At 72.7% G+C, this 12,803-nt stretch carries 2 protein-coding genes; both read right to left on the bottom strand.

Translation table 11 applies throughout. From position 1 onward, the window contains the following. Positions 1-92: 92 nt before the first annotated feature. Positions 93-1,793 carry an ABC transporter ATP-binding protein gene (locus ACFTZC_RS31845; protein ID WP_382895585.1) on the bottom strand — a complete coding sequence of 567 codons (1,701 nt, stop codon included), beginning with the start codon at positions 1,791-1,793 and terminating at the stop codon, positions 93-95. Then, the gene (locus ACFTZC_RS31840; protein WP_382895583.1) at positions 1,780-12,801 is read right to left on the bottom strand and encodes an amino acid adenylation domain-containing protein; all 11,022 of its coding nucleotides are present in this window, start codon (positions 12,799-12,801) and stop codon (positions 1,780-1,782) included. Before ACFTZC_RS31840 ends, ACFTZC_RS31845 begins: the two co-directional genes overlap by 14 nt. Between the last annotated feature and the right edge of the window lie 2 nt (positions 12,802-12,803).

The raw sequence follows: 12,803 nt of genomic DNA, 5'->3' as shown, positions 1-12,803 counted from the left end.
GTTTCCCACCGAGCGGTTCTCCACGAGCCGTTCTCCCTCGGGCGGTTACGGAGACGTGCGCGGGCACGTCTCCGTAACCGCCGTCCGGCGCCTCACCGGGCCACGGCCCGGCAGTAGTCCGCGTCACCGGCGAGGAGGTTGCGGTGGGTGCCCTCCGCGGTGACGACGCCGTCGTCCAGGACGAGCACCCGGTCGGCGGCGTCCAGGAGGGCCGGGCTGCTGGTGATCACGAGTGTGGTGCGGCCGCGGCGCAGCTTGGCGACGTTGCGCGCGACGAGTTGCTCGGTGACCGCGTCGACGGCCGTCGTCGGGTCGTGCAGGACCAGCACGTCGGTGTCGGCGGCCAGCGCGCGGGCCAGCGACAGCCGCTGCCGCTGCCCCCCGGACAGATTCGCCCCGCGGTCGCGCACCGCGTAGTCCAGCCCGTCGCGGTGGAGGGCGACGACATCGGTCAGCATGGACGCCTCGACGGCCTCGGGAAGCGTGCCGCTGGTGCCCGACGGGTCGATGTTCGTGCGGAGGGTGCCCGCGAAGATCTCCCCGTCGTACGGGTTGACCAGCATGTGCGCGCGGACCGACTCGATCGTCAGGTCCGCGATCGGCTGTCCGCCGACCCGTACCACTCCCTCGTACGCGCCGGGCGCGACGTTCACCGCGAGGACCGACGCGAGGTCGGCCGCCGCGCGCGGCTGGTAGGCGGCGATCGCCACGAACTCCCCGGCAGCCACCTCGAACTTCAGCCCGCGCAGCGCCCCGTACCGGACACGGTCGACCGCGAGGTCTCCGCCCGGGACCGGGCGCAGCGGCCCCGGGGTCGTCACCGGCGGGGCGGCGAGCACCAGCGCCATCCGCTCGGCCGAAGCGCGCGCCATCATCACGTACTTGGGCATCTCCGAGAACATCTTGAGCGGTTCGATGATGAACTGCGCGAGGCCCACCGCCATGACCAGTTCCCCGATGGTGATCCGGCCTTCGAACGCCAGCCAGCCCGCCGTCAGGGAGACGGCGGCGGCGAGGACCGCGTTGAGGGCCAGCGCGGTGCCCGCGTACGCGCCGTTCACCTTGGCGACGGTGATCGCCTGGCGCTTCGCGTCCGTGCTGACCTCTCGGTAGGAGCCGAACGCCGCGTGGTTGCCGCCGAAACCGTGCAGCGGGCGCAGGCCGGTGATCAGGTCGGCGACCTTGGCGCCCGCCCGCGCCACCCGGGCCTGCTGTTCGCGGGTACTGGCGCCGATCCGCCGGGACATGACGGCCAGCACCGAGAGGATCGCGACGGTCCCCACGATCACCAGCAGGCCGAGCCGGATGTCGGCCAGCCCCAGCGCCACCGCCGCGACCACCACCGCGACCAGGGAGCTGATCAGCAGCGGCACCACCTCGATGATGTCGGCGGTCTGGTCGGCGTCCTCGGTGGCGATGGTCAGCACCTCACCGGATTTCAGGTCGACGTCCCTGGCCACCGGCTGGAGCCCGCAGGCGGCGACCCGCACCCGCCAGCGGTGCGCCTCGGTCGTGTTGGCCTTCTGCAGGACGCGCATCCCGAACCGCCACGACAGCGACACCGTCGTGATGATCACGGCCAGCGCGGCGATCGACAGGCCGAGCGCGCCCAGGCTCCGGTCGCGCATGGTGTGCTCCACGATCAGGCCGAGCGCGATGGGGAAGGCGGTCTCCCCCGCCTGGTACAGGCCCATGAGGACGGTGCCCTGGACCATGGCGCCGACGTTGCCGCGCAGCGCGGTCCGCAGGATGTCCGACCCCGGTCGGGGCCGGCGCGTGTCAGATGTTTTCATCAAGATGGCGGGCAATCGCTTCCGGGGTTCGCAGGGTGAAGAGATCACGGATCGTGATCACGGGACCGTACTCCCGGCGGAGCAGCCCGGTCAGCCGCACCGCCAGCATGGAGTGCCCGCCCAGGGACACGAAGTCGCTCACCGCGCTCACCTCGTCGTCATCCAGGTCGAGTGCCTCGGCGAAGAACTCGCAGACCAGGGTCTCGGTCTCGGTCTCCGGGCCGCGTTCGCCGGCCGTGGTCAGCGCGCCGAGCGGCCTGGCCTCCGGCAGCGCCTTGGTGTCGGCCTTTCCGTTCACGGTCAGCGGGATGCTGTCGACCTGGGCGAAGTGCGTCGGGCGCAGGAAGTCCGGCAGCCCGGCGCCCACCTCCCCGGCGACCCGTGCCAGGTCGGCGCCCTCCAGCACGAGATAGGCGGCCAGCCGGTACGCGCCGTCGACCCCCGGATCGGGCTGGGCGACCGCGGCGGCGAACCGCACCGCCGGGTGCGCCGCGAACGCCGCCTCGACCTCGCCGGGTTCGACCCGGTGCCCGCGGATCTTGACCTGCTGGTCGGTGCGGCCCAGGTAGCTGAGGTTCCCGTCGGGCCGGCGGGACACCAGGTCCCCGGTGCGGTACATGCGCGCGCCGGGTGCGCCGAACGGGCAGGCGACGAAGCGGTGCGCGGTCCGGGCGCTCTGCCCGAGGTAGCCGCGCGCGATGCCGATGCCCGCCACGTACAGCTCACCGGGGACCCCGTCGGGCAGCAGCCGCAGCCACGGGTCCAGTACGTACACCTCGGTGTTGTCGATGGCCACGCCCACCACCGGGTCCTGGCATTCGAAGGTGCCGACGCCGAGGGTGTTGATGGTGTACTCGGTGGGCCCGTACAGGTTGTAGCCGACGGTCCCCTCGGTCTCGGCGAGCCGCCGCCACAGCGTCGGGGTGACCGCCTCGCCGCCCAGCAGCACCAGTGCGGGACGCCGTGCGGGGTGGTCGAGCAGGCCCTCGGCCACGAGTTGCTGCGCGTAGGTGGGGGTCACGTTGATGACGTCGATCCCGTGGTCGAGGCAGTACTCGACCAGCCGGGGGGCGTCGCGGCGCAGTTCCTCGTCGCAGATGTGGACCTCGTGGCCGTCGGCGAGCCACAGCAGCTCCTCCCACGACATGTCGAAGGCGAACGAGACGGTGTGCGCGATTCTGAAGGTCCGGTGGCCGTGCTCGGCGAGGACCGGTTCGAAGATCCGCCGCTGGTGGTTGATCAGCATGTTGGTGAGTCCGGCGTACTCGGTCACCACGCCCTTGGGCCGCCCGGTCGAGCCGGAGGTGTAGATCGTGTACGCGGGGTGCCGCAGGCGGTCCGGGTCGTCGGGGGCGAACGTCCGGTACGGCTCGGCCTCGGGCAGCGGGCGGTCCAGTTCGATCAGGTCGCCGCTCAGCCGGGGCGACACGGCGCTCACGGTGAGGATCACCTCGGGCCGGGCGTCCGCGACGATGGCCGCGATCCGCTCGTCCGGGTGGTCCAGTTCCAGCGGGACGTACGCGGCGCCGACACGCAGCACGGCGAACAGCGCCACGATCGAGTCGAGGGAGCGCGGGATCGCCAGGCCCACGGTCGTCTCGGGGCCGATGCCGCGCAGGGCGAGCACCCCCGCCACCGCGCGGCTGCGGTCCTGGAGTTCGGCGAAGGACAGGGTGGAGCCGTGGGCGACGAGCGCGACCCGCCGCGGGTCGCGGTCCGCGGCCCGGTCGAAGCGGTCGACGACGGTGTCGGTGCCGATGTCGGTGTGTCCGGCGGGCCCGGGATCGGTGCCCAGCCCCGGCAGGGCGCCCAACTGCCCCGTCGACCGGGCCAGTTCCTCCAGCACGCGCAGGTAGTCGTCGAGGAGACGGCGGGCGCCCGCGGGGTCGTCGTCGCGGTGCTCCAGCTTGACCGTGAGCCGCTCGCCGGGCGTGACGACCCAGGTGAACGGGTAGTGCGTGGAGTCGTCGGCCTGGACCGAGGTGATGCCGTGCCGGGTGTTCATCGCGGCGAACGCGTCCAGGTCCAGGAAGTTCTGGAGCACGAACAGGTTGTCGAACAGGGTGTCGTGCCCACTGGCCCGCTGGATCTCGCCGAGCCCCACGTGCTCGTGGTCCATCGCCTCGACCCGGGCCGCCTGGACCGCCGAGAGGTACGCGCCGGCCGTGTCGCCGGGCCGGGCCCGCGTCCACAGGGGCACCGTGTTGAGCAGCACACCGACGATGCCGGAGTGGCCCTCGCCCTCCCGGCCCGAGACGGTCACCCCGAACACGGCGTCGGCGCGGCCCGTGCGGGCGCCGAGGAGGAGGCCGAACGCGCCGGTCAGCACCGTGTTCAGCGTGACGCCGTGTGCCTTGGCCGCGTCCCGCAGCAGGTCCGACAGTTCGGCGGAGAGTGTGTGCGTAAGGGCGCGCGGCAGATCGTCGGTGAGGTACGGGGCCGGACCGGCGAGCAGGGTCGGACCTGGCAGCCCGGCCAGGTGCTCCGCCCAGAAGCGGTGCGACACCGCCGGGTCCTTGGCGTCCAGCATCCGGGCGTAGTCCTCGAAGCCCGGCGTGGCCGGGGCCGCGTCCAGCGGTTCGCCCGTGACGAGGGCCTGATAGGCGTCGAAGAGGTCCCGCAACAGGATCTCGCGGGACCAGCCGTCCCAGAGCAGCAGGTGGTAGCTGAGCAGCAGGCCGTCCCGGCCGTCGGGCAGCCGGAGCACGGTCAGCCGGATCAGCGGCGGCTCGCCCGGGTCGAATCCCGTCGCGCGGTCCCGGGTGCGCAGGGCCTCGACCTCGGCGTCCGTCGTCGGCCGGAGGGTGCGCACCGCGACCCGCCGGCCCGCTTTGAGGACCTGGACCGGGTTTCCGTCGTCGTCGGTGGTGAAGCCGGCGCCCACGGCCGGGTGGCGCCCGATCACGTACGCCATCGCCTCGCCCAGCGCCTCGGTGTCCAGGCGCCGGTCGAAGGTGAAGTAGCTCTGTGCGACGTAGTGACCGGTCGGGCCCGCCAGTTGGGCCTGGAAGAACAGGCCCCGCTGGAGCGGGGTGGTCGGTGCCGTGCGTTCGGCCGTCGCGCAGGCGGCCGCGATCTGCTCCAGTGCGCGGCGCCAGTGTTCGGTGATCTCGTCGGGTATGCCCGCGGCGAGGGTGAAGGCCGCGTGCAGGCTGCCGGTGGTGTCGTCGGTCCAGGCGTTGACCTCGACGGCGTACGGGCTGCCCTGGTCGCCGCCGGTGAGGTGCGGCGCGTGGGACTCGCCGCCCCGGCCCAGGTAGTTGAAGAGCACCTGCGGGCGGGCGGTCAGCAGCGGGGCCGTCTGCGGGTTGAGGTACCTGAGCAGGCCGTAGGCGACGTGCCCGGCCTGGTCCGGCTGGCGTTCCGCGACCTCGCGCGCCGCCGCGACGGGGTCGGTGTGCGCGGTGAGCCGCACCGGTGCGATGGAGGTGAACCAGCCGATGGTGCGGCTGTAGTCGTGGTGGTCCAGCGCCGGGAACCGGCCGTGCCGCTCCAGGTCGACCGCGAGATCGGTGGGCGTGGGCTGCACGTGGGTCAGCGCGGTGCGCAGCGCGCCGCACAGCAACTCGGTGAGCCCCACGCCGAGTGCGGCGGGCGCCCCGCGCGTCACCAGGTCGCTCACCCCGGGCGCGAGCACGACCGTGGTCTCGCGCAGGCCCTGGTTCTCGCGCAGGCCCTGGTTCTCGCGCGGGTCCGTGGTCTCGCGCGGGTCCGGGGGCGCGGGCAGCGGCGCGGGGGCCTGAAGCGTGGTGATCCAGTGTCCGAGGCCGTCGGTCTCCTGGGCGGACCGCACCGCCAGTGCCTCGGCGTACTCCGCGTAGGACGTGGTCGGCGGTGGCAGCGGGGCGCCGCTCAGGGCGGTGGCCAGGTCGTCGAGGAGGACCAGCCAGGACACCGTGTCGACGGCGAGGTGGTGCACGGTGACCACCAGGGTGCGGCTCGCCGCCAGCCAGGAGAACGCGATGACGTCTCCGGACGCGGGATCGAGCCGTCCCGCGGCCTCGTTCGCCGCGGCGGTCGCGTCGGTGACATCGGTCGGGGTGACGGTGACCTCGCGGGCGGGGCCGGTGGACAGGGCCCACACACCGTGCTCGACGCGCAGCCGCAGCCGGAGGGCCGGGTGGGCGGCCACGACGGCGTTGGCGGCGCGCCGGACGTCGGCGAGACCGGTGCCCTCGGCCGCCACCAGAGTCCTGGCCTGGGCGAACCGGGCGAGCGAGCCGCCCAGTTCGCGCCGGCGCAGGATGATGGGTGTCGTCGGCAGCGGGCCGTCCGCACGGCGGGCCGGCGCGGACGCCACCTGCTGCGGGGTGCGCGTGCCCAGGTGGCCGGCGAGGGCGCGCGGTGTCTTCCACAGGAACACGTCCCGGGGGGTGATCGGCAGTCCGAGCGCCCTGGCCCGGTTGATCACGGCGATGGCGACGATGCTGTCGCCTCCGGCGCCGAAGAAATCGGTGTCGGCGTCCACGGCGGTGCCGGGCAGCGTCCGGGCGAAGATGTCGACCAGTGCGGTGAGTACGGAGTCGCTCGCGGCCACCGGGGTGTCGTCGCGCGCGGCGCGCTCGGTGAGCGCCCTGCGGTCCAGTTTGCCGTTGACCGTCAGCGGCAGGGCGTCGACCGCCAGCACCCGGCCCGGCACCATGTGCGCGGGCAGTGTGGCGGACAGCAGGGCGGTCACATCGCCGGGCACCCGGCCCACGAGGTGCCCGACGAGGTGGTCGCCGCTGTCCGCCACGGTGACGGCCGCGTCGACGACACCGTCGAGTTCCCGGATCGCGGCCTCCACCTCGCCGAGTTCGACGCGGAACCCCTTGAGCTGCACCTGGTCGTCGGCACGGCCGGCGAAGACCAGTTCGCCGTCGAGGGTACGGTGGGCCAGGTCGCCCGTGTGGTATATGCGGGAGCCGTCCGCCGCGAACGGGTTCGCCACGAACCGGCCCGCGGTGAGCCCCGGCCGGCCCAGATAGCCGAGCGACACCTGGTCGCCGGCGACGTAGATGGCGCCCACCCGGCCCGGCGGGACCGGCCGGAGCCGGTCGTCGAGCAGATGGGTGACCAGCCCGGGAAGGGCGCCGCCGATCGGGCTGACGTCGCCGGCGGGGCCGAAGTCCTCGTCGGTCAGTACCCGGTGGGTGACATGGACGGTGGTCTCGGTGATGCCGTACATGTTGACCAGCTCGGGCGAACCGGTGCCGTACCGCTCCACCCAGCCGCGCAGCCGCCCGAGGTCCAGTGCCTCGCCTCCGAAGATGATCCTGCGCAGCGCCGTGACCGGTGCGCCGGCGTGCCGGTCGGCCTCGATGAACTGGTAGAACGCGGACGGTGTCTGGTTGAGCACGGTCACCCCGCGCTCGCGGACCAGCCGGTGGAAGTCGACCGGGGAGCGGGTCAGGGCGTACTCCGGTACGAGCAGCTCGCCGCCGTGCACCAGCGCGCCCCACAGCTCCCAGACGGCGAAGTCGAAGGAGAAGGAGTGGAACTGGACCCATACGTCCTGCGGGCCGAACCCCATGCCCGGCCGGGTGTGCGCGAGCAGGGTCACCACGGCGGAGTGCGGTACGACGACGCCCTTGGGCCGGCCGGTCGAGCCGGAGGTGTAGATCACGTACGCGGGGTCGTCCCAACCGGCCCCGGGCCCGGCGCTGTCCGCCTGCGGCAGTTCGTCGCCCTGGACGAGCAGGCGGGCCGGTACGCCGGTCCGGGACAGCAGCCGGGTGAAGCGGTCCCGCTGGTCACGGTCCACGAGGACGACCTGCGGGGCGGCGTCGGTGAGGATGTACTCCAGCCGTTCGTCCGGGTACGCCAGGTCCAGCGGTACGTACGCGCCGCCCGCCGTGACGACCCCGGTCAGGGCGACGACCTGTTCGAGGGAGCGCGGGACGGCGACGGCGACCCGCTTGCCGGGCCCGACCCCCGCCGCACACAGGACGGCGGCCAACTCGTCCTTGGCAGCGGCCAGTTCACCGTAGGTCAGGGAGCGGGTACCGCCGTCGAGGGCGCACTGGGTGACAGCGGTGGCCCCCGGTTCACGGCGTACGGCGGCGTCGAGGAGTTCACCCAGGGTCGCCGGGGCGATCGGCGCAGGGCGCCGGTCGTCCCCGGGCGCCGGCCCGCAGACCGGGGCGTCCGGCCGGTCGAGGAGTCGAGTGAGAGTCCGGGTGAAGGTGCGCAGGATCGCCTCCGCGCTCTCCCGGCGCAGCAGTTGCCCGTCGTGGATGAGGTTGAAGCGCGGCCGACCGTCCGTGGCGCGCTCCACCACCAGCGTCAACGGGTAGTGCGGGGCACCCTCGTTGACGATGCCGGTGATGGCCACCTGGTCGTCGGGACCGCGCAGGGTGTCCACGTCGGTCGCGACGTCGAACACCACCAGGGTGTCGAACAGGGCGCCGGCGCCAACCTGTCGGCCGATCCGGGCCAGTGAGACATGCTGGTGCGCGAGCACCGTGCTCTGGTGTTCCTTCACCGAGGCGAGCAGCTCAGCCGCCGTGGTGCCGTCGGTCCACCGGGCGCGCACGGGGATCGTGTTGATGAACAGGCCCACCATGTCCTCGATGCCGGGCACCCCGGCGTCGCGCCCGGACACCGTGGAACCGAACACGACGTCCCTGGCGTGCAGGATGCCGCCCAGCGTCAGCGCCCACGCGCTGTGCACGGCCACGCTCAGGGGCACACCGGCCGACCGCACGGCCGCGTCGAGGTCGGTGGGGCGGGCGGATCCGGGGAGACCGGCGGGTCCGTCGAGACCAGCGCCGCCGGCGACCCCGTCCATGAGGTCGACGCCGGTCTCCGCGAACCGTTCGGAGGGAGTGTGTCCCTCGGCGACCAGCGAGGGTCCGGGCAGACCGGCGAGTTCGCCGCGCCACACCCGGTCGCTCTCGTCGTGGTCGCGCCGGGCGAGCCAGCTCACGTAGTCGCGGAAACCGCCGAGCGGATGCACGCTTCCCGGCGTGTGGTACTCGGCCAGCAGCGCGCGGAGCATCGGCGGCACCGACCAGCCGTCGGCGACGATGTGGTGCACGGTCTGCACCAGGACGTGACGGCCGGATCCCGTGCGGATCAGTGTGTAGCGCATCAACGGCCCCGTGGCCAGGTCGAACCCGGCGCGGCGGTCCCGCTCCGCGAGCGCGTGGAGCTCGTCGTCGGTGAGGGAGGGGCGGTCCAGCGTGGTGAAGGGCGCCACCACACCGCTCTCGACGACGGAGACGACCCGGCCGTCGGCGAGGGCCGTGAACCGGGCGGCCAGGTTGGGGTAGAGCGTGAGCAGCCGGGTGGCCGCCGCCGCGAGCCGGCCGGCGTCCACGTCGCCGGTCAGTGTCAGCAGTTGCTGCTCGACATAGCTGCCCGTCGTGTCGTCGTCGAAGACCGAGTGGAAGTACAGCCCTTCCTGCAACGGGGTGAGCGGCAGGATGTCCCGCAGCGCCGGGCCGTCCAGGGCGTCGACATCGGCCTGGGTGAGCCGTACCAGGGCGAAGTCGCTGGGAGAGTGGCCGCCTTCGCCGAGCGCGGCCAGGGCGGTCAGGGTGTCCTGGAAGTACCGGCCGAGGGTGGTGATGTCCTCGTCGGTGAACATCCCCTCGGGCCACGAGATGGTGGTGACCAGTTCGTAGGCGCCGCTCGCGTCGGGTTCGGCGATCGCGTTGAACTCCAGGGCGCGCGGCAGGCACATCCTCGGGTCGCGCTTCTCCCCCAACTGCCCTGTGGCGCCCGCGAGCTGCCACTCCTCGGAGGTGCCCGCGTCGAAGCGGCCGAGGTAGTTGAACAACACCTGCGGTGCGGGTCCGGTCGGCCCGCTGTCGGTCGGCCCGTTGTCGGTCAGATAGCGCAGGGCCCCGTAGGGGACACCGTTGCCCGGCACCCCGGCGAGGTCCTCCTTGACCGCCTTGAGGGCGGCGGCCAGATACGCCGGCGCGGTGAGATCGGCCGCCGCGCCAGGGTCCACGGCCACCGGGAAGAGGGTGGTGAACCAGCCCACGGTACGCGACAGTTCGGGCTCGAAGCCGACGGCGTCCGCCACGTACCGTGCCTCGCGGCCGTGGCCCTCCAGTTCGATGTGGGCGAACGTCTGGTCCTGTCCGTGGTCGCGGCGCCACCGGGCGAGAGCGACCGCGAGCCCGGTCAGCAGTACGTCGTTGACGCCCGCGTGGAACATGGCGGGGACCCCGCCCAGCAGGGCGGCCGTCTCCTCCGCCCCGAGACGGACGTTCCGCGTCCGCTCCCGGGCGACGGTGTCGGCCTCGGTCAGGGCACGCCTGCCCAGCGGTGCGTCCGCTCCGGGCAGGGGGCGCTCGGTCCAGGCGCGGTCCGCGTCGTGTGCCACGCGGCCCAGCAGCTGCGTCCAGCGCCGGAACGACGTTCCCACGACGGGCAGTTCGATCGCCGTACCCGCGGCGAACTGGCGCCATGCCGTGGCCAGGTCGTCCATCAGGATCCGCCAGGACACACCGTCGATCACGATGTGGTGGGCGACCAGGACCAGTTGCCGCGCCGCGCGGCGCCACACGGCGCGCAGCATCACGCCGTTGTCCGGGTCGAGCCCTTCGGTGGCGAGCGCCACACACTCCTCGGTGGGGCGGTCGCTCTCCTGCCACTCCACGACGGCCCGGCCGGGCAGGGGGATGTCGAAGCTCCAGCGGTCGCCGCGCACCAGCCGGGCGCGCAGCATGTCGTGCCGCCCCAGAAGGGCGGCGAGGATCGCGTCGAGCGCGTCCGGGGTCAGCTCCGCCGGTGTGTTCAGTACGACCGACTGTACGAAGCCGTCAATGGCGTCCGTGGTTCGGCCGAGCCACTGCACGATGGGGGACCCCACGACGGAACCGGTCCCGACGTCTCCGTCGTCCGCGGTGGAGACGTCTTCCCGGCTCGCCACCGCGGCCAGCGCCCCGAGCCCGCTGTGCGTGAAGATCTGCCGTGCGGTGACGTAGAGGCCCGCGTCCCGCAACGCGCTCAGCAGGGAGATCGCCAGCAGGCTGTCGCCGCCGAGCTGGAAGAAGTCCTGGTCGACACCGACCTGTTCCAGGCGGAGCACCGCCGCGACGGCCGCGCACACCGCCTGCTCCTCGTCGGTGGCGGGAGCCACGAAGGAACCGGTGCCCACCACGGGTTCCGGCAGGGCCTTGCGGTCGAGCTTGCCGTTCTCGGTGAGCGGGAAGCGCTGCATCACGACGAGATGGGTGGGCACCATGTACTCCACCATGTGCTGTGCGGCCCATGCCATGACCTCGTCCGCCCGCAGGTCCTCGTGGCCGGCCGCCGGGATCACGTACCCGACGAGGTAGGTGCCGCCCGCCGTGTTCTGCTTCGCGACGACGCAGGTGTACCGCACCCCGGGGTGCTCCGCGAGGCCGATCTCGACGTCCTCGATCTCCAGCCGCATGCCGCGGATCTTGATCTGGTTGTCGGCGCGGCCGAGGAAGTCCAGCGACCCGTCCGGGGCGAAGCGCGCCAGGTCACCGGTGCGGTAGAGCCGGGACCCGTCGTCGGCGAAGGGGTTCGCCACGAACCGGGAGGCCGTCAGGCCGGGCGCGTTGACGTATCCGCGCCCCAGGAGGATTCCTCCCGCGTACAGTTCGCCGCCGACTCCGACCGGGACCGGGCGCAGTTCGCCGTCCAGCACGTACAGCTGAGTGTTGGGGTTGGCCCTGCCGATCGACGTCGACAGGCGTTCGGCCGCGCCCCGGTAGATGACGTGGGAGACCCCGATGGTCGTCTCGGCCGGGCCGTAGCCGTGGTACAGGGTGATGTCGAGCTGGGTACGGAACCGCTCGTACAGCTCCGGTGTCAGCACCTCGCCACCGCACCAGACGTGCCGCAGGCTGGCCAGGCGGCCGGAGTCGCCCACGATCTCCAGCAGCACGTCGAGCATGGACGACACCAGGTAGGTGAAGGTGACGCGCTGTTCGGCGATCACACTGATCAGGTGGTGCGGGTCGCGTTCACCGCCGGGCCGCAGGACCACCAGCCGCCCGCCGGAGACCAGCGGCAGGAAGATCTCGTTGATGGAGATGTCGAAGGACAGCGGCGCCTTGAACAGCGAGGCGTCGTCGTGGCCGAACCGCAGGATCTCCTCGACCTGCCATATCAGGCGCTCGCTGATCGCCTCGTGGCGGATCATGGCGCCCTTGGGCCGTCCGGTCGAACCGGATGTGAAGATCACGTAGGCCAGGGCGGTGCCGGGGACCGTTGCCTCGGGTGCCTCGGCGGGGTAGGCGCCGAACTTCCAGTCGCCGAGATCGACGGCCACCGGGCTCGGTTCGTGCGTGGTGTGTTCGCCCGAGTTGTTGAGCTGCAGGACGACCCGGGCGTCCTCGATGACGACGGCCCGGCGCGCGGCGGGCCACTGCGGGTCGAGCGGTACGAACGCGCACTTCGCCTGGAGCACGGCGAGGAGCCCGATGACCATGTCGGCGGAGCGGTCCAGCGAGATGCCGACGACCTGTTCGGGGGTGAGTCCGCGTTCGATCAGGTGGTGGGCCAACTGGGCGGAGTGTGCGGCCACCTCACGGTAGGTCAGCGACCGGCGCTCGTCGACGAGGGCGACGGCGTCGGGCCGGGTGCGCGCCTGCTCCTGGAACATCTCCATGACGGTCGGGCGGATCCGGTCGGCCCGGGTGTCGTTCCACCGGGCCAGGGCTTCCCTCCTCGCCGCCGTGCCCGACGGCGCGATGGTGCCGATGGGCCGGTCCGGGAAGTCGGCGAGGTCGTCCAGCGCGAGCTGGGCCTCGTCCTGCGCGACGCCGTCGGGGACGGTGATACTCAGGCCGTCGGCGCCGACGCCGACCTGCCAGTCCCCGTTCCCCGCACCGCCGTTGTCGACCCATCCGAGGAGGTCGGCGAAGAGCGTGCCGGGCGTGAGGTCGATGCCGTCGGGGCCCCGGCCCGTCGTCCAGTACGACAGGCCGATGGCGCACGCCTCGGCGATGGTCCGGTCGCCGTAGTCGCCGGTCCGCCCGCGTACGTCGTCCAGTTGGGCGGGAGAGAGCAGTACGTGAGGAGCGCGCGGTTCCGTCATCG

The organism is Streptomyces sp. NPDC056987, assembly GCF_042673865.1.
Lineage (GTDB): Bacteria > Actinomycetota > Actinomycetes > Streptomycetales > Streptomycetaceae > Streptomyces.
Note: the sequence above shows the minus strand (reverse complement) of the source record. Positions and strands in the feature narration are given on the sequence as shown.

Coding starts and splice junctions, on each gene's coding strand:
- ACFTZC_RS31845 (WP_382895585.1), bottom strand. CDS start 1,793: ATGAAAACATCTGACACGCGCCGGCCCCGACCGGGGTCGGACATCCTG.
- ACFTZC_RS31840 (WP_382895583.1), bottom strand. CDS start 12,801: ATGACGGAACCGCGCGCTCCTCACGTACTGCTCTCTCCCGCCCAACTG.